Origin of the sequence: Nocardia sp. NPDC058480 (genome assembly GCF_042720495.1) — a bacterium.
Classification (GTDB): Bacteria; Actinomycetota; Actinomycetes; order Mycobacteriales; family Mycobacteriaceae; genus Nocardia.
This window is the reverse complement of record NZ_JBHXMN010000010.1, coordinates 36739-60460: the sequence shown is the minus strand read 5'-3', so window position 1 is coordinate 60460 and position 23722 is coordinate 36739. Positions and strand designations below refer to the sequence as shown.

Here is a 23722-nt window from a genome sequence, read left to right as displayed (position 1 = left end):
TGCTCAGAGGCAGACGCTGATGGTGAACGGGCCGACCGGGATGCCGGTGCAGATCGACACCGAGCCGACGACCGGCTGCGCGGGGGCGGCCGATGCGGTTCCGGCGCCGATCGCGGTCACGGACAGGGCAAGGGCGGCGACGGCGAGCGGGCGGGCGAACTTGGCGAACATAAGCTGATCCTCGGGTAGGACGGGGCGAACACCCCCGTGCGGGGGCGTCCCCATCTCAACACGCACGCACCGTCGGCGTCCACGACATGAGGGGAATCGCGGTGGCTCAGTCGGTGACGACGGCGATCGCGTCGATCTCCACCAGCATCTCCGCGCGCGGCAGGCCGGTGAAGACGGTGGTGCGCGCGGGCAGCACGCCGTTGCTGGTGTGCTTGGTGACGAACTCGCCGTACGCCTCGTTCATGACCGCGAAATCTTCGCGCTTGGTGAGGTAGACGCGCAGCATCAGCACATCGTCGAAGGTGGCACCGGAGGCGTCGATGATCGCCTTGACATTCATCAGGGTGCGGGTGGTCTGCGCGGCGACATCGCCCTGATGCAGGTACTCGTTGGTCTCGGGATCCACCGGGCCCTGACCGGAGACCTGGACGAACGGGCCCTTGCGCACGCCCTGGGAGAAGGTGTGGGCGGGAGCCGGGGCGTCGGAGGTGCGCACGGCGGTCTTGTCGGACATGGGGTTCAGCCTTTCCTCGCGTTCACGTCTCGGCGGGGGTCCCAGCCGAGTTCGGTGGAGATGGCGTCGGCCGTCGCCCTGACCTGCGGCAACAACGCCAGCACTTGATCATGGTCGAGCAGCACGTCGGGAACCGAGACCGACACGGCGGCGACTACGGAACCGATCCCGTCGCGCACGCCGACGCCGATGCAGTTGACGAAGCTCTCGTGTTCCTCGTGGTCTTCGGCGAACCCCTGCGTGGCAACGAGATTCAATTCGGCCAGATACTGCTCGGGTGTGCGCAGCGTGCGGGTGGTGAAGGGGTGGTAGTCCAGTCGTGCTGCCACCGCGGGCCATTCGCTGCGTGGCAGCGCGGCCACGAGCACCTTGCCGACCGCGGTGCAGTGCAGCGGTGCGGGCCTGCCGATCCGCGAGTACATCCGCACCGCCTGCTCGGCGTCGACCTTGTCGATGTAGACAGCGTCGCCGGATTCGTAGGCGGCCAGGTGCACGGTCTGCCCGGTGGCCGCGCCCAGCGCGCTCAGGTGCGGGCGGGCTACGGTGCGCACATCACGGTTCTCCAGTGCGCGACTGGCCAATTCGAACATCCGGGTACCGAGCGAATAGCGGTGCGCGTTGTCGTGCACGACGAACCGATCGGCCTGCATGGTCTGCAGCAACCGCAGCACCGTCGATTTGTGGACACCGAGCCGGACCGCCAGCTCGTCGAGGGACTGCGAGCTCTCGCCGAGGGCGATGAGAATGGACAGGGCCCGCGACACGCTTTGACTCATGAGCTGATCGTTTCATCCAGCGCCGCGGGGTAGCGCAGTGTGGCCCAGATATCGTCCGGGAGTAGCGCGAGGCGCTGAATATCCTCCAGCGGTGGCAGTTTCGCGGAATCTCCGGTCGCGGTCAGCGTGGCCGCGGCGCACAGGTGGCCGTACCGCAGGCGCGTGCGCAGGTCCGCGCCGTATAGCAGGGCGGCGAGGTAGCCGCCGGCGAAGGCGTCACCGGCACCGATGCGTTCGGTGATCGCCAGCCTCAGCGCGGGCACCTCGATCGAGGACTCGCCCTCGAAGCCGGTGACGGTGTGCTTGTCGTTCTTGACGATCAGCTGGGCGGGCTCGGGGAACAACGCGCGCAAGGCGGCCGGGTCGCCGGTGCCGAAGATCTCCTCGGCCTCGTCGGCGCCGAGGAACACCACGTCGGCGCCGCGAAGGTGCGCGTCGAGTTCGTCGGCGGCCTCGTCGATGCGCGAACCCCACACTGCCGGACGGTAATTCAGGTCGAAGCTGACCAGCCCGCGCCGGGGCCGGGTGAGCAGTGCGCGGGTGAGCTCGGTCGCCGACTCCGACAGTGCCGGGGTGATGCCGGTGAAGTGCACGAGATCGGCACCGTCGAGCAGGGGCGCCTCGGCCGCGAGGTCGGCAGGCGACAGCGCGCTGGCGGCTGAACCCGTGCGGTAGTAGTGCATGCGGCTGGCGTCGGCATCCAGGTCGTTGGCCGCGCCGGAGCCCGCACCACGTTCCTTGACGTACAGGCCGGTGGGCCGCGTGGGATCGATGGCGACCGCCGCGACATCCACCCCCTGCGCGCTGAGTTCGGCACACAGATACCGCCCGAATCCGTCGTCGCCGACCCGCGACAGCCAGGCCACCGACACGTCGAGCTGAGCCAGCACGACGGCCACGTTGGCCTCGGCGCCGCCCGCGCCGCGATCGAACCGCGCGGACTGTTCCAGGGGCCCCGCGCCCGCGATCAGCACGGCCAGTCCCTCGCCGACGGTGACCGCCCTGGGCTGAGCGGTTGTTGCCTGGGTCACCTTAATCGCCCTTTCGTGCTTGCGGTCACTGCCCTGGAGATGCACAATAACGAGCAGAAACATTAAGCGCAACCACCGTTGCAACATATGCAATGTTTATCCGATATAACCGATCGAGCCGCCACCCCGGGTTCGGTCGAAGAGAAAGGGATGCTGTGATCATCGACAACGACGTCGTGGACGCCCTCGCCGACGAGTTGCTCGGACCCCGTGACAAGAGCGCGCCGCCTGCGGCGTGGGGGAGCACCGTGCGCGAATACCTCGCCGGCGCACCGCGTCTGGATCAGTGGCAGACGCCGTTGCTCACGCTCGACCGCGGCAGGCTCGACGCGAACCGCGACCTCATGGCCGAGTGGACCGCCACGGCCGGCGTCGCGCTCGCCCCGCACGGCAAGACGACGATGGCGCCGCGGCTGTGGCGCGAGCAGCTCGTGGCCGGGTCGTGGGGGATCACCCTGGCCACCGCGTGGCAGGCGCAGCTCGCGCGCTCGTTCGGGCTCGGCCGGATCATGCTCGCCAATACCCTGGTCGACCCGGTCGGATTGGCCTGGGCCGCAGCGGAATCGGCGCACGACGCCGACTTCGAGATCTACTGCTGGGCAGACGGCGTCGCCACCGTCGAACTGATGGACAAGATCCTGCGCGATACCGCCGCGGGTCCGCGTGTGCGGGTGCTGGTCGAACTGGGTGGACCGCACGGCCGGACCGGCGCCCGCACCCGAACCGAAGCACGCGCGGTCGCCGCCGCCATCGGTGCGAGCGAGCGTCTGAGCCTGGCCGGTGTCGCGGGCTACGAGGGCGCGCTGGCTCACGATCGCAGCATCGATGGTGTCGCGGCGGTACGCGGCTATCTCGGCGAACTGGCCGCTCTGCACACCGAACTCGGTGCGGCGGGAGCCTATTCGGGTCCGGCGGTCGTCACCGCGGGCGGTAGCGCCTACCCCGAACTCGTGGTCGACGAACTCGCCGGGCTGGCCGATCCCGAGGGCGCGCGCGGCGTGCCGACCACCGTGGTCCTGCGCAGCGGCGCCTACCTCGTCCACGACGACGGCTTCTACGCGGGAATCTCCCCGCTGGCCGCGCCCGCGAAGCAACCCGGCCTTCGTTCGGCCATGCACGGCTGGGCCCGGGTGGTCTCGCGGCCCGAACCGGAACTGGCCCTGCTCGACGGCGGCAAACGGGATTTCCCCTTCGACGAAGGACTGCCGGTGGCCCAGCACGTGATCGGCGGCACCCTCCCACCGAACGCGGTGGTCACCGCGCTCAACGATCAGCACACCTTCCTGCGGTTGCCCGGTGCCGATGCGGCCGATCTACCGGTCGGCTCCGTCGTGCGGCTCGGTCTCTCGCACCCCTGCACCGCGTTCGACAAGTGGCGCCACATCCCGGTGATCGACAGCGTCGACGCGACCGACCCGCGCGTGGTCGACCTGATCCGCACCTACTTCTGACGGATAACCATGACGCACTTGCTCTTTCGTGACATCGACATCGTCGACGGCACCGGTGCCCCACGCACCCGCGGCGACGTTGCGGTCCGCGACGGCCATATCGCCGAGATCGCGCCACCCGGCACCATCGAATCCGACGCGAGAGTCGTTCCGGTACAACCGGGTTCGGTCATCGCGCCCGGATTCATCGACATGCACGCGCATTCCGATCTGTCTCTGCTCACCCATCCCGACCACTTCCCGAAGATCACCCAGGGCGTCACCACCGAGGTGATCGGCCAGGACGGGCTGTCCTACGCGCCGATCGACGACGCGGCACTCCCGGTGGTGCGCAAGCAGATCGCCGGCTGGAACGGCAACCCGGGCGACTTCGACTTCGACTGGCGCACCGTCGCGCAATACCTGGACCGCCTCGACCAGGGGATCACGCCCAACGCCGCCTACCTCGTTCCGCAGGGCACGCTGCGCATGCTCGTGGTCGGCAGTGAGCAGCGGGCGGCCACCACCGCCGAGATCGACCGGATGTGCGCGCTGCTGGCAGAGGGCTTCGAACAGGGCGCCGTCGGCATGTCCAGCGGGCTCACCTACACCCCCGGAATGTATGCCGACACCGGCGAACTCGCCGCGTTGTGCGCAGTGGTCGCGTCCTACGGCGGCTTCTACGCACCGCACACCCGCTCCTACGGCGCGGGCGCGCTCGAGGCCTACGCGGAGATGATCGGCCTGGCGAAGGCCACCGGCTGCGCGCTGCACCTGACCCACGCCACCATGAACTTCGGCGTGAACCGCGGCCGCGCACCGGAATTCCTCGCGATGCTCGCGCAGGGCCGCGCCGACGGGTGCGACATCACCCTCGACACCTATCCCTATCTGCCCGGCTCGACTACGCTGTCCGCGTTGCTGCCCAGCTGGGCAATGTCCGGCGGGCCCGACGCCGCACTGGCCCGCCTCGACGATCCGGCCGAGCGGGCGCGGATCACCGAGGATGTCGACGTCAACGGCTCCGACGGCTGCCACGGCGTCACGGTCGAATGGGAGACCATCCAGATCAGCGGCGTCGGCGACGACGCATTGTCGGACGTGGTGGGCCGCACGCTCGCCGAGATCGCGGCCGAGCGGGGCATCGCCCCGGTGGCCGTGTTCTTCGACCTGCTGCGCCGCGACCAACTCGCCACCACGATCCTGCAGCACGTCGGCCACGAGGAGAACGTGCGCGCGATCATGGTCGACCCCGGCCACATGGGCGGTAGCGACGGTCTGCTCGTCGGCGCCCGACCACACCCGCGCGCCTGGGGCACCTTTCCGCGCTACCTCTCGCGCTACGTCCGGGAACTGGGTGTGCTCGGCCTCGAGGACTGCGTGCACCACCTCACCGGCCGCCCCGCCGCCCGGCTCCGCCTGGCCGAACGCGGCCTGATCCGAGTCGGTTACGCCGCCGACCTCGTCGTCTTCGATCCGGCGACGATCCACGACACGGCAACGTTCGAACACCCTAAACAGCAGGCTCGCGGTATCCAGCACGTGCTGGTCAACGGCGAATTCGCGGTGGAGAACGCCACCGCGACCGGAGTACGCGCCGGTCGTGCCCTGCGCCTTGACACCACGAAGGAGCGGACCCGATGAACCCGTTGCTCAGCTCGTCGTCGGAAGCCATGGATGTGATCCGCGCGGACCGTGCTCTCACGGTGGTCCGCGCCCCCGACATCCCCGACCCGGCCGCGCTCGCCGGAGCGCTCGCGGGTGCCGGGCTGCGGGCGGTCGAACTGACCTTCACCACCCTCGGTGTGCTCGACGCGATCAGCAAGGCCACCGCGGCCACCGGCGCCGTGATCGGGGTCGGCACCGTGACCACCCGCGAGCAGGCCGAGGCCGCCATCGAGGTAGGTGCCCGGTTCCTGGTGACACCCGCATTGCGCCCCGAGGTCGCGGAAGTGGCTGTGGCACACACGATCCCGGTCATCATGGGTGCGTTCACACCGTCGGAGGTCCTCGCCGCGGCGGAGATGGGGGCGGCGGCGGTGAAGATCTTCCCGGCCCGCGCGCTGGGTCCGCAGTACGTCAAAGATCTGCTCGGGCCGTTCCCGCACATGTTCCTGATCCCCTCGGGCGGGGTCAATTCCCACAACGCCCGCGACTTCCTCCGAGCGGGCGCGATCGCCGTCACCGCGGGCACCGAAGTGGTCGCCCCGTCCGACGTCGAGGCCGCGCGCTGGGCGCACATCGGCTCCAAAGCCGCGCATTTCGTTCATTCGCTTGATTGAGAGGTTTTCCATGGGCGCCACCGTCGACTGGTTGCGCACCACCACCCCCGGGTTGCTGGTGCTGTGCGGTCTCGCGATCGCAGTACTACTCATCGCCATCATCAAGGTCAAACTGGAGCCGTTCGTCGCGCTGCTGTTGACCGGACTCCTGCTGGCGCTGGCCGCCGGGCTGCCGATCTCCCAGATCGTCGGTACACCGCTCAAAGCCGGTGAGTCACTACTGGAAACAGGCTTCGGTGGCATCCTCGGCCACATCGCGGTGATCATCGGCCTCGGTACCGTGCTCGGTGCCATCCTCGAAAGGTCCGGTGGCGCCGACGTTCTCACCGACAAGCTGCTGAAGGTGTTCGGCGAGAAGGGCGCTCCCATCGCGATGGGCCTGCTCGGCCTGATCTTCGGCATCCCGGTGTTCTTCGACATCGGCATCTTCGTGCTCGCGCCACTGATCTATGTCGCCGCCAAGCGTGGTGGGCGTTCGCTGGTGCTCTACGCGATGCCGATGCTGGCCGGGCTGTCGATGACGCACGCGTTCCTGCCGCCGCACCCCGGTCCCGTCGCCCTCGGTGGGCTGCTCGGGGTGAGCCTGGGTTGGTTGATCCTGATGGGATTCGTCTGCGGTATTCCGGGTTTCATCGCCGCGGGCATCGTCTGGGGTTCCTACATCGGCAAGCGCGTCCAGGTGTCGGTGCCCGAGGAGTTCGTGCCACTGGAACCGGACGAGGCCGACAGCTCGGCGGGGTCCGGCGGCACCGCCGTCGTCACGAAGGCGCCGCCTTCGGTCGCGCTGATCGGTGCGATCATCGCGATCCCGCTGGTGCTGATCCTCGGTGCCACCTTCGGTTACCAACTCCTGGACAAGGATTCGGCGCTGCTGCAGGTGCTCACCTTCTTCGGTACCCCCGCCGTCGCGCTGCTGATCACCGTGCTCGTCGCGTTCTATCTACTCGGAATCCGGCGCGGCTCGACGGTGCAGGAACTGAGCACGATCACCGCCGAATCGCTCAAGCCGGTCGGCATGGTGCTGCTGGTGGTCGGCGCGGGCGCCTTCTTCGGCAAGGTCATCTCGGCCACCGGTATCGGCGCGGCGCTGGCCGACACGATGTCGGCGGCAGGTCTGCCGATCATCGTGCTCGCCTACCTGATCAGCTGCGGACTGCGCATCGCGCAGGGTTCGGCGACGGTCGCCATCGTCACCACCGGTGGCATCGTCGCACCGCTGGTCGCCGAGCAGGACTACTCGCAGATGTCGATCGCGTTGATCGCCATGGCGATCGCGGCGGGCTCGATCATTCTCAGCCACGTCAACGACGGCGGCTTCTGGATCATCGCGAAGTACTTCAACATGACCGTCAAGCAGACCCTCCAAACCTGGACGGTCCTGGAAACCATTCTGTCCGTGGTGAGTTTCGCGGTCGCCGCCCTGCTGTTCTCGATCGTCTGACACCTGTCAGGAAGCCGGGCTGTCCCCACGGGTCAGCCCGGCTTCGTATGCCAGGATCGCGGCCTGCACGCGGTTGTCCACGCCGAGTCGCCGCAGGATCGCGCTGACGTGGAATTTCACCGTCGCCTCGGCGAGGAACAGACTGCGGCCGATGTCAGCGTTCGACAGTCCACGCCCGACCAGCGCGAGTACGTCCCGTTCGCGGCCGGTCAGCGCTTCGATGCGACGGCGCGCCGCCGTGACAACGGGTGCGGCGTTGCCGGACCGCGCGATGACCTTCTGTGCGATTCGCGGGGACAGATAGGCCGCGCCGCCCGCCACGGCCCGAACACCGGTGAGGAGTTCACGGGGGTCGGCGGCCTTGAGCAGGAAACCGTCGACGCCGTGCGTCATGGCGGCGTCGACGTAGTCGTCCTCGTCGAAGGTGGTCAGCAGGACCACCGCCGTCGCGGGCAGGGTGGCGCGTAGCTCGGCGGCGGCACCGAGGCCGTCCAGCCGGGGCATGCGGATATCGAGGAGCGCGATGTCTGGCCGGTGGTGTCGAGCCAACTCGACCGCTTCGCGCCCATCGCCCGCCTCGGCGATCACATCGATCTCCGAGTCCGTCGCCAGGATGGCCTTGACTCCGGCGCGGATCAACGGTTCGTCGTCGGCGAGCAGCACCCGGATCGTCATCGGCTTCCCCTGTTCCGGTCGAGCGGGATCTGAGCCCGGACGACGAATCGGTCGTTCTCGGAGTCGGCGTGAAATGTGCCGTCCAGCAAGTGGACTCGGTCCCGCAGACCTGCGAGACCGACCCCGGTCGCCGCATCCGGTGGACTGTCCGACAGGTGGTTGTGGCCCATGCCGGGTGCGGGGGATGGCATGGCGCCGATCGACGCACTGCGTTGGTTGTCGATCGTCACCTCGACCAGTGTCGCGGTGCGCCGCACGCGGATCACGACTTCGGCGCCGGGGGCATGGCGCGCCGCGTTCGTCAGTGACTCGCGCACGATGTAGGACACGGTCCGCTCGACGAGCGGCGGCATCGGATCCCCGTCGAAACCCTGTGTCGTGACGATCATTCCGGCGCGGCGGGCATTGTCGACCACCGTGGTGACGTGCTCGATGTGCGGGTCGATCGGGCCCGCCCGACGCAGCACCCCGATCGTGTTGCGGAGCCGATCGGTGGCTGTCGCCGCGGATGCCCGCAGCTCGGCCGCCGCCTGTCGGTGCCGCTCGGACAGGTCACCGGCCAGTTCCAGCGCACCGGCTCGCAAGGCGATCAGCGCCAGATCGTGGCCGAGGCTGTCGTGGATGTCCGCGGCGATCCTGGTGCGTTCGCGCAGTTCGGCGCGCTCGGTGATCAGCCGCTGCTCCTGTTCGAGATGGGTGACGCGCTCGGCGCTCGCCGTGAGCAGTTCGGCCTGCTGACGCCGGAACCGGCCCGCCGACCAGGGCAGCGCGCAGGCGAGAACGAACGATGCGAGCACGCCGCTGCCGACCGAGAAGTCGACCAGCGTGAGCACCACCCCCGGCGCCGCCAGCGCGGCGAGCACCGTCCATTCGTGCGGGAACGGCAGCCGCCGTCCGTGCAGGTAGGCGGGTACGGCGAGCACGAGATACAGCACCTGCCGCCACAGCGGAAGATCGTCGAGGAACAGCCCGTTGATCTGGGTTGCTCCCGCGAGCAGCACCAGCGCGGCCCCGTTCCTCATTCTCCCGACCCTACCGATCGCAGCTGATGCAGCCGAGCCACCATGGTGACCAGCCCGGCCGCGCCTGCGATGCCGACCGCGATCGGGAGCGGCGCGTAGTAGGTCAGTTGCGCCCAGGTGACCGTTCGCCCGCCCATGATGATCGAGATGACCGCGGGGAAACCGGCGAACAGCAGGACGGGAATCAGCGCGGGCAACAGGCGCGCGCCAGTCCACCAGTTCGATTTCCCGAGCCTGGCGCGCGCCCACCGTCGCGCCCGGATGGCACCGAGTACGCCGAGTCCGAGTGCCGTCATCGCGGTCACCGCGAGCGCGACCTCGGTCCACCCTCGGGTGCCGCCAGGCGTTTCCGGTGTCTCGCCGCGGCTCATCGCGGCGAGCCCGAGCATGATCGGGTAGGTGTCATCGGCGAGTCCGGCGCTGTTGGTCATCACCGCGAAGCCGTATCCGGTGTCCGGGTCGATCCCCTGCGCGGCGTTGTAGGTGAACAGGTTTCCGGAATGAACGAGCAGATCTCCTTCTTCCTCGGTGCCCCAACCCATTCCGTATCGATGCAGGGCCGGGGTGTGCATAGTCGTCAGGCTCTGCGCGGTGACGAGCTGCGGGCCGTTACCGGTGTTACTGATCAGCCATCGGCCCATGTCCGCTGCCGTGGTGATGACCGAACCTGCTCCGCCGCCTTCGAATCCGAGCAGATCGGGCCGCGAAATCCACTGCCCGAACAGTGAATTGAAGCCAGGCGGTGCCGACAGGTCGGCATCGGTGCCGCTGGCGGTCATACCCAGCGGGCCGAAGACCCGCTCCCGCAGAAAGTCGCCGAAGCTGCGGCCGCTGGCCACCTCCACCAATCGTGCCGCGATGTCGTAATTGACATTGCAATAGGCCCAGCGGCTCCCCGGCTCGGCGCCCAGCGTGCCGGTGCGCAAGGTGGCGACGTAGTCGGTCAGTGACCGCGCCTCGTCGGTGGCACCGATGTCCACCGTCCGATCCGACAGCCCCGAGGTCTGATTCAGCAAGTGCCGCACGGTAATCCGCTCCGCTCGAGGATCGGACATCCGAAACTCGGGCAACTGCGCGACCACCGGCGCATCCAGTGCGAGCCGCCCGTCGTCGACCAGCATCATCACCGCGGTCGCCGTGATCGACTTGCTCAGCGAAGCGATCCGGATCGGCGAATCCGCCGTCATCGCCTCCCCGCGCGAATCCCGCCCCGCCCCGGTGGCATACACAACACTGTCGCCACGGGTGACCACCAGCGACACCCCCGGCAGCCCGGTCGAATCCATCGCGTCCGCTAGATAGGCGTCGATGGCAGCAGGAGAGAACTCGGCCGAGGCAGGCGCGGCGGCCGCACTCGACGCGGCGACTAGGCCGACAAGAATGGCGGCCGTGATCAGTACACGATGCATAGCTGAACGCTAGAAGCGGTGCGCCGGGGCCGGATCCGACGAACGGCCACGACCTGCCTAGACGAAAGTCGGGAAATGCCGGGCGAGATCGATCAGGCCAGTAGCGCGCGCGTCAGCCGGGCGAGCGCTTCGCGCGGGTCCTTGCCCGCCTCCGCGCCGGTCAGCCGGTGTACGACGGCGCCGTCCAGATAGTCGACGAGAATGCCGGTATCGGTCGCGGCCAGGCCGACAGCCGCGGCCATCTCGACGGCCCAGGCACGCAGCCGCTGGTGGCCTCGATGCACTGATTCGGCGAGAGTGGGCATCGTCTGCGACTCGCCGAACAGGGCTAGGCGTGCCTGTGTGCGGATGCGGTCGGTGGTTGTCGCATGAGTGACGAACAGGGCGAGGCCGTCGATGAGGTGCTCCACCGTGGCGGGGCCCAGTGTGCGGTTCAGCGTCTCCCAGTCGGCGTGATCGCGCTGCTCGAGGCGCTCCGCGACACCACAGAGCAGCGCTTCGCGAGTACGGAAGTAGTTGGACGTCGAACCCGGCGGCAGGTCGGCGGTCCGGTCCACCGCGCGGTGAGTCAGCGCACGCGACCCGCCGGTGCCAAGTACCTCGATAGCGGCATCGAGGACCTGCTCGCGTTTGGTAACCACGTGTCGATACTACGCCCGTAGTGAGACGCACTACATTCATAGTGTCTGGCACTACAGCCGTAGTACAGTCACGGTGGTACCTGAAACGAGGGAGTGCGCGATGTCTACAGCAATCGTCGTCGGTGGCGGAATCGGCGGACTGGCCGCGGCGCTCGCGCTGGCCGCGAGGGGTTGGTCTGTTCAGGTGCTGGAACGAGCGCCGGAGGTCGCGGAGGTGGGATCCGGGATTTCCCTGTGGTCCAACGCCTTACGCGCGCTGGACGCTCTCGGCGTCGGTGAGACGGTCCGTGCGCGGGGAATGGCGGAAGTGTCGGCCGGAATTCGAGACGACCGTGGGCGATGGCTCTCGCGCACCGATGTGGCGACGTTGCGCGCGCGGTTCGGAGCTCCGGTCGTGATCCACCGTGCCCGGCTGTTGGACATTCTGCGCGCGGCGCTCGATGACGGCATTGTGCGCACCGGCGTCACGGTGCGCGAGGTGCTCGCCGACGGGACAGTGGTCCACTCGGCGGGCACCTCATCCGCCGATCTGGTCGTCGGTGCCGACGGGATTCACAGTGTCGTCCGACGTGCGGTCTGCGGCGAAGTCGCACCGCGCTACGCCGGCTACACCGTCTGGCGCGCCGTGGTCGACGTCGATGAGCCGCTCACCGAATTCGGCGAAACCTGGGGTCGCGGGGCGCGTTTCGGCATTGCCCCGCTCGCGGACGGTCGCGTCTACTGCTTCGCCGTCTACAACGCCCCCGAAAACACCACCGGCAGCCTGGCCGAAGTCCGCGATCTCTTCGAGCACTGGCACCACCCGATCCCCGCCCTGCTCGCCGCCGCGGACCCGAACACGGTGCTGCACAACGATATCTACGACCTACCTGCCCTGCCCACCTTCACCGCGGGCCGCGTCGCCCTGCTCGGCGACGCCGCCCACGCGATGACGCCGAACCTCGGCCAGGGCGGCTGCCAAGCCCTCGAAGACGCGGTGGTCCTTGCCCAGCTGGCAGGCGAGTCCGACGGCCTCGCTCGCTATGACCGAGAACGCCGCCCGCGCACCCAGATGATCGCCGGACGCTCCGCCCGGATCGGCACCATCGCCCAACTGTCCGCGCGGCCCCTGGTTGTCCTGCGCAACACGGCATTACGCCTCACGCCCACATCGACCCAGCTCCGTTCGATGGCAGAGGTTCTCGACTGGACCTGCTGAGACGCGCTCAGCGGCCGTTCCGCCGACAGCCTTGAAGCCTGACCCGGCGGTCGTCTGGTTCGTCGTCACGGCGGTGCTGTTGGCCGCTATGAGGGGTGCCCGCACCCGCCCGCTCGTCGTGCAGGCAGACAGAATCAGAGCGGCGGTGAGCGTCGGAACGAGCTGGTCAGATCTCGCTCGGCCGGTGCGAGTGCGCGTCCTCGTTCCATGCGCACGCCGCCCGATGGTCGTGACTGGGAATGATGCGGACGGCGCCGCGGATCGCATGCAGGCGGTGGACGGTTCGCCAGGTCTCGGTGCGGTTGTCGTCGGCCAGCATGCCCGGATAGCCCGACTTCTGCCGCAGTTCCTCGGCCTGGAGGTTGTGCCAGATCGCGTCTCCCGCGAGCAGCACCGGTCCGCGTTCGGTGCGTAAGAGCAAGCCGATGCTGCCGGGGGTGTGACCGGACAGGTCGACGAGCATGACCGCGCCGTCGCCGAACAGGTCGTGGCTGCGGGCGAAGGCGAGAACGGGCGGACCGTCGAGCTCGTAGCAGTCGAGCGGTCGTTCACGAACGGCTCGCCGCACACCGCCGACCGGCGCCACCGGACCCGCCATCGCCCAGCTGTGTTCGGGTCGGTGGAGCCGCAGTGGCAGCCCGGGCAGATCGAGGAGGCCGGCGATATGGTCCCAGTGCAGGTGTGTCGGTAGCGCGAAGTCGATGGCGTGCGCCTCGATACCACTGCGGTGCAGGGACTCTCGGATATCGAGGACGTCCTTCGGCGGCGTCACCGCGAGCCGCAGAACCTGGGGGAGTTCGACCACCGCCTGGCCGTTGACATCGACGCAGATGCCGGGGTCGACAAGAAAGGTCGCCTCGGGATGCCGGACGACGAAAGCCGTCATCGCGGACTCGATCCGCCGCGGGGTGAACAGGCCTTCGACGACGGCCGCCGTCGGCACACTCCTGGCATTCTGCGCCAGAACTGTCAGCTCGACTGTCGCCGTGCCGCGGGGCAGGCCGCTGTCGGGCAGCGACGCGAGGAACCGGCGGTCGGGTCGTCGTGGCCGCACGGCACCCGTCACCGCCGACCCCACCGCTCGGCAACACCGCCACAGGTCCGGTGCCGCGACCGAGTCGATCATCAGTGTCCGATTACCGTTGTGTCCCATGCGAACTAAGCTAATACTTCAGGTCGACCTGAAGTAAAGGGGCGAATGTGTCGGATACCGCAGAGTCGCGTCGCATCGGTGACGCCGCCGCCGAACTGGGCGTCGCCACTCACGTCCTGCGTCACTGGGAGGACGCGGGCGTACTCGTTCCACCCCGCGCGTCCGGCGGTCAACGAATCTACGACGGCGAACTGATCGTCCGAGCCCGTCTCGTCCAGCTCTGCCAACGTGCCGGGCTGTCCCTGGCCGAGATCAAAGATCTGTTCGTGACCAGGTCCCGCACCCGCCGGGTGGCACTGATCGCGGACAAACAAGCGCAACTGCAAGCTCGCGTCGACGATCTCACCCGAACCATCGACTTCCTCGCCCACGTTCTGCGCTGCACCCACCCGCTCGTGGACGAATGCCCGGACTGCGTCGAGTTCAGTCGTCCGGCTCGATGAATGAGGCGGACGTTTTGTCGGCGTCGATGCACTAGGGCGTTGCCTATGTGCCCGTCGATCGGTGGTAGCGCGCGAGCATGGCTGCGGCGGTAGCGGTCATGGCCGTGCGGAGTTCGGGTGGGCCGAGGACTTCGATGTGTTCGCCGAGGGGGAGTAGGGCGTGGGCCAGGACTTCGTAGGACTCGGCGGGAATCGTGATGTCGGTCCAGCCGTCGGCGTCGGGGGTTCCCACGGATGCGAGGGCCTCGCGCACTGCCGCCGGGTCGTTCATGAGGCGCAGCAGGCTCAGCCGGTCGGTGGCGATCCGGCAGCGTGCGCTGACTCGCAGCATTGATCGCGCGAACTCCTCGGCCGCGGATTGCCAGTGGTCGGCGAGGTCGAAAGTGGCCGGGCGGCTGAAGGATTCGCCGGTGGGCTCGGCGGTGGCGATCCGGCTCGCCCGGTAGGAGCGGATATCGGATCGGTCGCGGGCGATCAGGTACCAGGTGCCTGCCTTCATGACCAGGCCGAGCGGGTCGAGTGTCCGTTCGACCGTGCGGTCGCGGCGGCGGTAGGTGATCGCGAGGCGGTGGTCGTGCCAGAGGGCGTCGGCAACCGTGGCGAGGGTGGGGGTTTCGTCGGGACGCTGGAACCAGCCGGGCATGTCGATGTGGACGCGTTCGGCGATTCGGGTGGCCCGGCCGCGGAGTTCCGGCGGGAGGGCGGCGAGCATTTTCAGCTGGGCGGTGGCCAGGACGGTGCCGAGGCCCAGGTCTGCAGCGGCACCGGGGAGGCCGGCGAGGAGGACAGCGTCGGCTTCGTCGGAAGTGAGGCCGGTGAGCCGGGTGCGGTAGCCGTCGATCAACCGCACACCGCCGCCGCGTCCCGGCTCGCTGTACACCGGAACGCCCGCCGCCGACAGCGCCTCCACGTCCCGGTACACCGTGCGCACCGACACCTCCAGCTCCCGGGCCAGCTGGCTCGCGGTCGCGCCGCCGCCCGCTTGCAACAGGAGCAGCAGCTGCACCAGCCTGCTCGCTCGCATATCCCGAGACTAGCCGCAAAACCTGACACAGGATGTCAAGGTTGCGTCGTACCGTACGAGATATGACCACGTGGAGCCAATTCACCGAAGAAGCACCCACCATCGCCGCGCTGTTCCTGCGCCGGCGCCAGGCCACCGGCAACCTGTGCATGCTCGGCACTCTGCGCGCCGACGGATCGCCTCGCATCAGCCCGATCGAACCGATGATCTTCGAAGGCATGCTCGTGCTGGCCGGCATGCCGAACACCCGAAAATTCGACGACCTCGCCCGCGACCCGCGCTTCTGCCTGCACACCGCCACCGTCGACACCATGGTCTCCGACGGCGATGCGAAACTCTTCGGCACCGTCGCCGATCTGCACGACGAGGCGGTCCATGCCCGCTTCGCCCAAAAGCTGTTCGACGACAGCGGTTTCGACATCCGCGGCGAGAAGTTCGACCACTTCTACGTCGCCGATCTCACCGGGGCATCCACCGTCGAGACCAGCGACGACCACCTCGACATCACCGTCTGGAAACCCGGCGCAGGCGAAACGATCGTCCGCAAGCACTGAGTAATCTCGCCGCGCATGCCCGCGCGAACGGTCTCGGCTGGATCGCCCGTTCCGGCGCCGGTCGCGCCGTCCGCCTGACATCGACCGGTGAATCCGGTCTCCACGAAACCCTCGGGACGCCGAGAGCGCTGTTCGGCGGCGGCCCTCAGTCGACGGCGTGTTGATTATGACTGTCTGGTCAGTCATAATCGGAACATGCCGAAGAGAGTGGATGTGCATGCCCGGCGCACCGAAATCCTGGATGCGGCCGTTCGGGTGTTCGCGCGCAAGGGGTTCGCCTCGTCCCGGATCGAGGATGTCGCGGCCGAGGCCGGTGTCGCGAAAGGCAGTGTCTACCTCGCGGTCAGCAGTAGGGAGGAGCTGCTGACCGCGGCGTTCGACCAGTACCGCGCTCGCGCGCAGGAGCAGCTCGCGATTCCCGCGACCGGGTCGGCGCTGGATCGGCTGGCCGAGCTGATCCGGGCGACGGTCACGATGCTGGCGGCTCATCCCGACCACGCGCGCGTGCTGCTGGATGTGTGGGCCGCCCGCACGCCGATCGATATGGCCGCCGTGTACGCGGACTACCGCGCGGCGATCGCCGAGTTGCTGCGCGAGGCGGGCGCCGAGGGGCAGTTGCGGGCGGGGATCGGGGAGGGGCACGCGGCGGTGATCGTCGGCGCGATCGAAGGGTGCTTGGTGCAGTGGCTCGCCGACGATCAGGTCCGGTTCGCCGACCTGGCCGAACCCCTCGTGGCCGTGTGCGTGGACGGTCTGCGGCGATGACGATCACCGACCGGCTGATCGCCCCGAACGCGACGAGAAGTGAAGCCACCCTGTGCTATTCGGCGGCGGTGGCCGGTGGCGCGACAGCCGGTCTGCTCGCCGGGCACACGGGCGGGTCCGCGCTGGTGATCGCCGTGGTCGCGCTCGTCGGCTTCGACCTGTTCGGCGGCGCGGTCGTGAACGCGACGGCATCGGCGAAGCGCTGGTTCCATCGGCCCGGCCGCGACGCCCGCCACCACCTCGCGTTCGTGGCGATCCACGGCCAGCCGTTCCTGCTCGCACTGGTGGTGCCCGGGTTCGGCTGGTGGACGGCGGCCGCGATCTATGGGCTCGTCGTCGTGGCCGCCGTCGTGGTGACCGCGGTGCCGCACGACCTCCGCACACCGGTTGCCTTCGCCGCCACTGTCTTCGGTACCACGATCACCACTGCCGTGCTCACGGTTCCCACGTTCCTGCTCTGGTTCGGACCCGTCCTGCTGATCAAACTCCTGCTCGCCCACCTGCTGCCGGAACCGGGCACCGCCGACGACCGGCTGCCGATAGTGGGGTGACGATCGGCCGCGCGGTTTCGGAGATCGGACGTGCCGCTGTGCCACGATGAGCCGCATGGATCTGCTCGCGTCCGCTGGTGTCGGCGATCCCTCGCCGATCGTCTCGCTGTTCTGGATCGCACTCATCGCGGTGGTCGCGCCGCTGCTGTCGAGACTGGTGCGCGGGTACCTGCCGGATGTGGTGATCCTGCTGGTGGCCGGCGCGGTGGTCGGGCCGCATGTGCTCGGGTGGGCGAGCAGCGCGGGCGGTGTCGACCTGGTCAGCGAGCTGGGACTGGGGATGCTGTTCCTGCTGGCGGGCTACGAGCTCGATCCGCGATTGCTGGGTGGCCGATCGGGGCGGACGGCGTGGGTCGTGTGGATCGTGTGTCTGGTGTTCGCTGTCGCGATTGTCCTGGTGGCGACGGACACGTCGAGCGGCACGCGCGTCGCGGTCGCCATCGCGCTGACCTCCACGGCGCTGGGCACCCTGGTGCCGATTCTGAAGCAGGCGGGAATCGTCGACTCACCGCTGGGCCGGGCGGTGATGACGCACGGCGCGGTGGGTGAGCTGGGGCCGATCGTGGCGATGTCGGTGCTGCTCACCAGTAGAGATGCGGGCAGTGCGGTGGTGGTCGTGTTGATGTTCGTGGCGGCGGCCGTGGTCGTCGGATTCGTGCCGCTGCGGATGCTCGACCGCACCCCTGATCTCGGCGCCGCGATGGCCAAGCTGGGCGGCGGTACCTCGCAACTGCCGGTGCGCGGGGTGGTGCTGCTGCTCTTGGTGCTGATGGTGGTCGCCGAGGTCTTCGATCTGGATGTGGTGCTCGGCGCGTTCGCCGCGGGCATGATTCTGCGGCGCCTCATCGCGGCGGGGCACCCGGATGTGGACTCGTCGCTGGAGGCCATCGGGTACGGGCTGCTGATCCCGGTGTTCTTCGTGGTGTCGGGGATGGGTATCGATGTCGCGGCGGTCGGGCGGAATCCGGCGCTGTGGCTGTGGTTCGTGGTCACCATCGCGATCGCACGCGGCTTGCCCGTCTGGCTGAGCGAGCGGTTCGTGCCGCGCGGGGACAACCTGACGACCGGACGCGAGCGCGTCGAATTGGCCCTCTATGCCGCGACCGGACTGCCGATTATCGTCGCGGTGACCCAGGTCGCCACCCAGACCGGCCTGTTGACCGCCGATGTCGCCTCGATCCTGGTTGCGGCGGGCGCGACGACGGTTCTGGTGTTTCCGCTGGTAGCACGCCTGATCGGGGCGTCGGAGGCGAAGTCGGTCACACCCGCTCATGAATGAGCTTGCATAGTCGTGCATAATCATCACATGGTTGATTCGTCGGGAGGACCCGTGTTGCGGGTGGCGGTTGCCGGTGCGAGTGGATACGCCGGTGGCGAAGTGTTGCGACTACTGCTCGGGCATCCCGAATACCGAGCGGGGCGCCTCGAGATCGGGGCGCTGACCGCCGGTTCCAACGCGGGTACCGCGCTGGGCGCGCTACAGCCGCACCTGCTGCCGCTGGCCGACCGGATCCTCGACGAGACCACCCCCGACATCCTGGCCGGTCACGACATCGTGTTCCTCGGCCTCCCACACGGCCAGTCCGGCGCGATCGCGCAAGCGCTGTCCGACGAGACGGTCATCATCGACTGCGGCGCCGACTACCGGCTCACCGACGCCGCCGCCTGGGAGAAGTACTACGGCAGCCCCCACGCGGGCAGCTGGCCCTACGGTCTGCCCGAACTGCCCGGTGCGCGGGCGAAGCTCACCGGCGCCCGGCGGATCGCCGTTCCCGGCTGCTATCCGACCGTGTCGAGTGTGGCGCTGGCCCCGGCGATCGCCGCCGGGATCATCGAGCCCGCGGTGAATGTGGTTGCGGTGAGCGGTACTTCGGGTGCGGGACGCAAGCTCGATGTCGGTCTGCTCGGTTCCGAGGTGATGGGCAGCGTTCGGGCCTACAGTGTCGCGGGAGCCCACCGGCACACCCCCGAGATCGCGCAGAACCTGAAAGCCGCAGGCGGCGTCGACGTCTCGGTGTCGTTCACCCCGGTGCTCGCGCCGATGCCGCGCGGCATCCTCGCCACTTGCACCGCCCCGACGAAGGTCGATGCCGCGCAGGCACGTGCCGTCTACGAAAAGGCGTATGCCGACGAACCTTTCGTGCACCTGCTGCCCGAAGGCGTACTGCCGCAGACCGGTTCGGTGCTCGGCTCCAACGCCATCACCCTGCAGGTCACCGTCGACGCCGACGCGGGTCTGCTCGTAGTGATCGGCGCGATCGACAACTTGACCAAGGGCACCGCGGGCGCCGCGGTGCAATCGATGAATCTGGCCGTCGGATTCGACGAGACCGCAGGACTTTCCACCGTAGGAGTGGCACCGTGACGACCCCTGATCCGCAGACCCCGGACCACGGCAAACTGATCCACACCCAGGGCGTCACCGCGCCGCTGGGGTTCCGCGCGGCGGGCATCGCGGCCGGCCTCAAGGTCAGCGGCAAGCCCGACCTCGCGCTGGTGCTCAACGAGGGCCCCGAGTACTCGGCGGCCGGTGTCTTCACCAGCAATCAGGTCAAGGCCGCGCCGGTGCTGTGGTCGCAGCAGGTGCTGAAGACCGGTCACCTGCGCGCGGTGATCCTGAATTCCGGCGGCGCGAACGCCTGCACGGGCCACGGCGGTTTCCAGGACACCCACAAGACCGCCGAGGAACTCGCCGCGGCACTGAGCAATTGGGGCACCGAGACGGGCGCGGGTGAGATCGCGGTCTGCTCGACCGGGCTCATCGGTGACCGCCTGCCGATGGACAAGCTGATTCCGGCGATCACCGAGATCGTGCACGAGATGGGCGGCGGCATGTCGGGTGGCTCCGACGCCGCCCACGCCATCATGACCACCGACACCGTCCCGAAGGAGTCGGCGTTCCACAGCGAGGACAAGTGGAACGTCGGCGGTATGGCCAAGGGCGCGGGCATGCTCGCGCCGTCGCTGGCCACCATGCTCGTCGTGCTCACCACCGACGCCGTCGCCACGCCCGACCAGCTCGACTCCGCGCTGCGCAAGGCCACGAAATACACCTTCGACCGGCTCGACGTCGACGGTTCCTGCTCCACCAACGACACCGTGCTGCTCATGGCCAACGGCGCCAGCGGGGTCGCGCCCTCGCAGGAAGAGCTCGACGCCGCGGTGTTCACCGTCTGTGACGACCTGGCCGCGCAGCTGATGGCCGACGCCGAGGGCGTCACCAAGCGGGTCCAGGTCACCGTCACCGGCGCGATCTCCGAGGACGAGGCGCTGACCGTCGCCCGCGCCGTCGCCCGCGACAGTCTGGTCAAGACCGCGCTGTTCGGCTCCGATCCGAATTGGGGTCGCGTGCTCGCCGCGGTCGGCATCGCGCCGGTGACCCTCGATCCGAACCGGATCGCGGTGTCGTTCAACGGCAATCCGGTCTGCGTCGACAGTGTCGGCGCGCCCGGCGCCCGCGAGGTCGACCTGTCCGGCGAAGACGTCGACGTGCTGATCGAGCTCAAGGTGGGCGAGGGCACCGCGATGGTGCGCACCACCGACCTCTCGCACGCCTACGTCGAAGAGAACTCGGCGTACAGCTCATGAGTAGCAGTGTGGTGCACACCCTTTCGGCACTGGACAAGGCGCACGTGCTCGCCGACGCGCTGCCGTGGCTGCAAAAGTTCCGCGACAAGATCGTCGTCGTGAAATACGGCGGCAACGCCATGATCGACGATGAACTCAAGTCGGCATTCGCCGCCGACATGGCGTTTCTGCGCACTGTCGGCGTGCACCCCGTGGTGGTGCACGGCGGCGGCCCGCAGATCAACGCCATGCTGAAAAGGCTCGGGATGGAAGGTGAATTCCGCGGCGGCTTCCGTGTCACCACCCCCGAGGTGATGGACGTGGTGCGGATGGTGCTGTTCGGTCAGGTGGGCCGTGAGCTCGTCGGGCTGATCAACGCGCACGGCCCGTACGCGGTCGGCATCTCCGGCGAGGACGCGCACCTGTTCACCGCCACCCGGCGCACCGTAGCGGTCGAGGGCGTCGCCACCGATATCGGCCTGGTCGGCGACGTCACCGAGGTCAACCCCGGCGCTGTGCTCGACCTGATCGACGCGGGCCGCATCCCGGTGGTCTCCACCATCGCCCCCGACGCCGACGGCGTGGTGCACAACATCAACGCCGACACCGCCGCCGCCGCACTGGCCGAGGGCATCGGCGCGGAGAAACTCGTCGTGCTCACCGACGTCGAGGGCCTCTACACCGACTGGCCGGACCGCTCCTCGCTGACCAGCCGGATCGACGCCGACGCGTTGGCGAAGTTGCTGCCGCGCCTGGATGCGGGCATGGTGCCGAAGATGGAAGCGTGTCTGCGCGCCGTGCTCGGCGGGGTCCCCAGTGCCCACGTGATCGACGGGCGCGTGCCGCATTCGGTACTACTGGAACTGTTCACCGGAGAAGGAATCGGAACCATGGTGACCCCCGCCGGGGCACCGGATGGAACGCAATCATGAGCGAAACAGAGATGCTGCAGCAGCGGTGGTCGGCCGCGATGATGGACAACTACGGCACCCCGAAGGTCGCGCTGGTACGCGGCGCCGGTGCGGTGCTCTACGACGCCGACGGCAAGCGCTACATCGACTTCCTCGGTGGCATCGCGGTCAACAGCCTCGGCCACGCCCACCCCGCCATCCTGGAAGCGGTCACCCAGCAACTCGGCACGCTCGGCCACGTGTCGAACCTGTACGCCAGCGAGCCCGTGATCGAGCTCGCCGAGAAGCTGCTTGCCCACTTCGGCGACGGCGAGGGCAAAGCGTTCTTCTGCAACTCCGGCACCGAGGCCAACGAAGCCGCGTTCAAGATCGCGCGGCTCACCGGGCGGTCCAAGATCGTCGCCGCCGAGGAAGCGTTCCACGGGCGCACCATGGGCGCGCTCGCCCTGACCGGTCAGGCTGCCAAGCGGGCGCCGTTCGAGCCGATGCCGCCCGGTGTCGTGCACGTGCCCTACGGTGACGCCGCCGCACTCGAAGCCGTCGTCGATTCCGACACCGCCGCGGTGTTCCTCGAGCCGATGATGGGGGAGAGCGGTGTGGTGGTCCCGCCGCACGACTACCTGGCTCGGGCGCGCGAGATCACCTCGCGGGCCGGGGCATTGCTGATCCTCGACGAGGTGCAGACCGGAATCGGCCGCACCGGAACGTTTTTCGCGCACCAGGCGGCGGGCATCGTGCCCGACGCGATCACCCTGGCCAAGGGCCTCGGCGGTGGTCTGCCGATCGGCGCCGTGCTGGCGCAGGGCCGGGCCGCCGAACTGCTCACGCCCGGCCTGCACGGCACCACCTTCGGCGGCAATCCCGTGTGCGCCGCAGCGGCATTGGCGGTGCTGCGGACGATCGACTCCGAGGACCTGCTGACCCATGTGGAGTGGATCGGCAAGCGACTCAGCGATGGGATCGCCCTGCTCGAACACCCTGAAATCGACCACGTGCGTGGCGCGGGCCTGCTCATCGGCATCGTGCTGAAAAACGACATCTCCGCCTATGTCGACGAACGGGCGCGCGAGGCCGGCTACCTGCTGAACCCCGCCAAGCCCAACGTGATCCGGTTGGCACCACCCCTGGTGCTCACCGAAACCCAGGCCGACAATTTCGTCGCCGACCTGCCCGAGATCCTCGACAAGGCCGCCGCCGATGCTAAGGGAGCGACCGCATGACCCTGCGTCATTTCTTGCGCGACGACGATGTGACCCAGGCCGAGCAGGCCGAAATCCTCGCCATCGCCGCCGAATTGAAGAAGGACCCCTTCGCGTACCGGCCACTGGACGGCCCACGCGGGGTCGGGGTGATCTTCGAGAAGAACTCCACCCGCACCCGCTTCTCGTTCGAGCTCGGCATCGCTCAGCTCGGCGGCCACGCCGTGGTCGTCGACGGCCGCGACACCCAGCTGGGTCGTGAGGAAACCCTCGGCGACACCGGCAGCGTGCTCTCGCGCTACGTCGACGCCATCGTGTGGCGGACCTTCGAACAGTCGCGCCTGGACGAGATGGCGGTCACCGCAACGGTTCCCGTGGTGAACGCGCTGTCCAACGAGTTCCATCCCTGTCAGGTGCTCGCCGATCTGCAGACGATCAGCGAGCGCAAGGGTTCGCTCGCCGGGCGCAACCTCACCTACTTCGGTGACGGCGCCAACAATATGGCGCACTCGCTGCTGCTCGGTGGTGTGACCGCCGGAATGAACGTGACCGTGGCCGCGCCCGCGGGCTTCGAGCCGCTGCCGTGGATCCTGGACGCCGCCGCCAAGCGGGCCGCGGAAACCGGTGCGACTGTGTCGGTCACGGGTGACCCGGTGGTCGGCGCGACCGGCGCCGACGTGCTCGTCACCGACACCTGGACCTCCATGGGTCAGGAGAACGACGGTCTCGACCGCGTCGGTCCGTTCCGCCCGTTCCAGCTCAATACCGAGCTGCTCGCTCACGCCGAACCGGAAGCGATTGTGCTGCACTGTCTTCCGGCCCATCGTGGCGAGGAGATCACCGACGAGGTGCTCGACGGCGGACACAGCGTGGTCTGGGACGAAGCCGAGAACCGCCTGCACGCGCAGAAGGCGCTGCTGGTGTGGCTGCTCGCGAAAGCCGCCGCGTGAGACCGCGAACCGGGG

At 68.6% G+C, this 23722-nt stretch carries 25 protein-coding genes; 15 read left to right on the top strand and 10 right to left on the bottom strand.

Features of this window, described 5'->3' with window-relative positions:
- Positions 1 to 3: 3 nt before the first annotated feature.
- From ACFWO8_RS22560 to ACFWO8_RS22545, 4 genes are all read right to left on the bottom strand, one after another.
- On the bottom strand, positions 4 to 171 hold the full coding sequence (locus tag ACFWO8_RS22560) for a hypothetical protein (RefSeq protein WP_378869122.1): 168 nt from the start codon (positions 169 to 171) through the stop codon (positions 4 to 6).
- 106 nt (positions 172 to 277) lie between these two features.
- Entirely contained in the window at positions 278 to 685 is a 408-nt protein-coding gene (locus ACFWO8_RS22555; protein ID WP_378955879.1) for a RidA family protein, read from the bottom strand.
- A gap of 5 nt (positions 686 to 690) precedes the next feature.
- Positions 691 to 1461, bottom strand: a complete 771-nt coding sequence (locus tag ACFWO8_RS22550) for an IclR family transcriptional regulator (RefSeq protein ID WP_378955856.1) — start codon at positions 1459 to 1461, stop codon at positions 691 to 693.
- Positions 1458 to 2492 carry a sugar kinase gene (locus ACFWO8_RS22545; RefSeq protein ID WP_378955830.1) on the bottom strand — a complete coding sequence of 345 codons (1035 nt, stop codon included), beginning with the start codon at positions 2490 to 2492 and terminating at the stop codon, positions 1458 to 1460. The genes ACFWO8_RS22550 and ACFWO8_RS22545 overlap by 4 nt, the downstream gene beginning before the upstream one ends.
- Before the next feature lie 155 nt (positions 2493 to 2647).
- On the opposite strand from ACFWO8_RS22545, the gene ACFWO8_RS22540 reads away from it, so the two are divergent.
- From ACFWO8_RS22540 to ACFWO8_RS22525, 4 genes are read left to right on the top strand one after another with little or no spacing between them, the layout of a single operon-like run.
- Complete coding sequence (locus ACFWO8_RS22540) at positions 2648 to 3943, top strand: amino acid deaminase (protein ID WP_378955808.1); 1296 nt, start codon at positions 2648 to 2650, stop codon at positions 3941 to 3943.
- Positions 3944 to 3952: 9 nt separating this feature from the next.
- A complete protein-coding gene (locus tag ACFWO8_RS22535; protein ID WP_378955800.1) occupies positions 3953 to 5566 on the top strand; it encodes an amidohydrolase family protein in 1614 nt (537 codons plus the stop codon).
- Entirely contained in the window at positions 5563 to 6204 is a 642-nt protein-coding gene (locus ACFWO8_RS22530; protein ID WP_378955793.1) for a bifunctional 4-hydroxy-2-oxoglutarate aldolase/2-dehydro-3-deoxy-phosphogluconate aldolase, read from the top strand. Before ACFWO8_RS22535 ends, ACFWO8_RS22530 begins: the two co-directional genes overlap by 4 nt.
- 10 nt (positions 6205 to 6214) lie before the next feature.
- A complete protein-coding gene (locus ACFWO8_RS22525; RefSeq protein WP_378955779.1) occupies positions 6215 to 7645 on the top strand; it encodes a GntP family permease in 1431 nt (476 codons plus the stop codon).
- Positions 7646 to 7651: 6 nt separating this feature from the next.
- Here ACFWO8_RS22525 and ACFWO8_RS22520 read toward each other — a convergent pair whose 3' ends face one another.
- The 4 genes from ACFWO8_RS22520 to ACFWO8_RS22505 form a co-directional block, all read right to left on the bottom strand.
- Positions 7652 to 8320 (bottom strand): response regulator, encoded by a 669-nt coding sequence (locus ACFWO8_RS22520; protein WP_378955761.1) that lies wholly within the window; start codon positions 8318 to 8320, stop codon positions 7652 to 7654.
- Complete coding sequence (locus ACFWO8_RS22515; RefSeq protein WP_378955737.1) at positions 8317 to 9342, bottom strand: sensor histidine kinase; 1026 nt, start codon at positions 9340 to 9342, stop codon at positions 8317 to 8319. The genes ACFWO8_RS22520 and ACFWO8_RS22515 overlap by 4 nt, the downstream gene beginning before the upstream one ends.
- On the bottom strand, positions 9339 to 10751 hold the full coding sequence (locus tag ACFWO8_RS22510) for a serine hydrolase domain-containing protein (RefSeq protein WP_378955715.1): 1413 nt from the start codon (positions 10749 to 10751) through the stop codon (positions 9339 to 9341). The genes ACFWO8_RS22515 and ACFWO8_RS22510 overlap by 4 nt, the downstream gene beginning before the upstream one ends.
- A gap of 92 nt (positions 10752 to 10843) precedes the next feature.
- Positions 10844 to 11392, bottom strand: a complete 549-nt coding sequence (locus tag ACFWO8_RS22505; protein ID WP_378955706.1) for a TetR/AcrR family transcriptional regulator — start codon at positions 11390 to 11392, stop codon at positions 10844 to 10846.
- Between the two features lie 100 nt (positions 11393 to 11492).
- On the opposite strand from ACFWO8_RS22505, the gene ACFWO8_RS22500 reads away from it, so the two are divergent.
- A complete protein-coding gene (locus ACFWO8_RS22500) occupies positions 11493 to 12590 on the top strand; it encodes an FAD-dependent oxidoreductase (protein WP_378955694.1) in 1098 nt (365 codons plus the stop codon).
- A 166-nt stretch (positions 12591 to 12756) separates the two neighbouring features.
- Here the strand turns inward: ACFWO8_RS22500 and ACFWO8_RS22495 are convergent, their stop codons facing one another.
- On the bottom strand, positions 12757 to 13743 hold the full coding sequence (locus ACFWO8_RS22495; protein ID WP_378955676.1) for an MBL fold metallo-hydrolase: 987 nt from the start codon (positions 13741 to 13743) through the stop codon (positions 12757 to 12759).
- A 47-nt stretch (positions 13744 to 13790) separates the two neighbouring features.
- Here ACFWO8_RS22495 and ACFWO8_RS22490 point away from each other — a divergent pair, with 47 nt between their 5' ends.
- Positions 13791 to 14186 carry a MerR family transcriptional regulator gene (locus ACFWO8_RS22490; protein WP_378955653.1) on the top strand — a complete coding sequence of 132 codons (396 nt, stop codon included), beginning with the start codon at positions 13791 to 13793 and terminating at the stop codon, positions 14184 to 14186.
- A 43-nt stretch (positions 14187 to 14229) separates the two neighbouring features.
- Here the strand turns inward: ACFWO8_RS22490 and ACFWO8_RS22485 are convergent, their stop codons facing one another.
- Positions 14230 to 15210 (bottom strand): helix-turn-helix transcriptional regulator, encoded by a 981-nt coding sequence (locus tag ACFWO8_RS22485; RefSeq protein WP_378955638.1) that lies wholly within the window; start codon positions 15208 to 15210, stop codon positions 14230 to 14232.
- Between the two features lie 62 nt (positions 15211 to 15272).
- On the opposite strand from ACFWO8_RS22485, the gene ACFWO8_RS22480 reads away from it, so the two are divergent.
- The 9 genes from ACFWO8_RS22480 (at position 15273) to argF (ending at position 23707) form a co-directional block, all read left to right on the top strand.
- Positions 15273 to 15764: a pyridoxamine 5'-phosphate oxidase family protein gene (locus ACFWO8_RS22480; protein WP_378955623.1), complete on the top strand. Its 492-nt coding sequence runs from the start codon at positions 15273 to 15275 to the stop codon at positions 15762 to 15764.
- A 195-nt stretch (positions 15765 to 15959) separates the two neighbouring features.
- On the top strand, positions 15960 to 16529 hold the full coding sequence (locus tag ACFWO8_RS22475) for a TetR/AcrR family transcriptional regulator (protein WP_378955610.1): 570 nt from the start codon (positions 15960 to 15962) through the stop codon (positions 16527 to 16529).
- Positions 16526 to 17080: a hypothetical protein gene (locus tag ACFWO8_RS22470; protein WP_378955600.1), complete on the top strand. Its 555-nt coding sequence runs from the start codon at positions 16526 to 16528 to the stop codon at positions 17078 to 17080. Before ACFWO8_RS22475 ends, ACFWO8_RS22470 begins: the two co-directional genes overlap by 4 nt.
- 55 nt (positions 17081 to 17135) lie before the next feature.
- The gene (locus ACFWO8_RS22465) at positions 17136 to 18359 is read left to right on the top strand and encodes a cation:proton antiporter (RefSeq protein ID WP_378955592.1); all 1224 of its coding nucleotides are present in this window, start codon (positions 17136 to 17138) and stop codon (positions 18357 to 18359) included.
- 27 nt (positions 18360 to 18386) lie between these two features.
- The gene (argC, locus tag ACFWO8_RS22460) at positions 18387 to 19445 is read left to right on the top strand and encodes an N-acetyl-gamma-glutamyl-phosphate reductase (protein ID WP_378955580.1); all 1059 of its coding nucleotides are present in this window, start codon (positions 18387 to 18389) and stop codon (positions 19443 to 19445) included.
- Positions 19442 to 20668 carry a bifunctional glutamate N-acetyltransferase/amino-acid acetyltransferase ArgJ gene (gene argJ / locus ACFWO8_RS22455; protein WP_378955569.1) on the top strand — a complete coding sequence of 409 codons (1227 nt, stop codon included), beginning with the start codon at positions 19442 to 19444 and terminating at the stop codon, positions 20666 to 20668. Before argC ends, argJ begins: the two co-directional genes overlap by 4 nt.
- A complete protein-coding gene (gene argB / locus ACFWO8_RS22450; protein ID WP_378955555.1) occupies positions 20665 to 21579 on the top strand; it encodes an acetylglutamate kinase in 915 nt (304 codons plus the stop codon). The genes argJ and argB overlap by 4 nt, the downstream gene beginning before the upstream one ends.
- Positions 21576 to 22778 carry an acetylornithine transaminase gene (locus tag ACFWO8_RS22445; RefSeq protein WP_378955539.1) on the top strand — a complete coding sequence of 401 codons (1203 nt, stop codon included), beginning with the start codon at positions 21576 to 21578 and terminating at the stop codon, positions 22776 to 22778. The genes argB and ACFWO8_RS22445 overlap by 4 nt, the downstream gene beginning before the upstream one ends.
- Positions 22775 to 23707 carry an ornithine carbamoyltransferase gene (argF, locus tag ACFWO8_RS22440; RefSeq protein WP_378955515.1) on the top strand — a complete coding sequence of 311 codons (933 nt, stop codon included), beginning with the start codon at positions 22775 to 22777 and terminating at the stop codon, positions 23705 to 23707. Before ACFWO8_RS22445 ends, argF begins: the two co-directional genes overlap by 4 nt.
- Positions 23708 to 23722 lie beyond the last annotated feature (15 nt).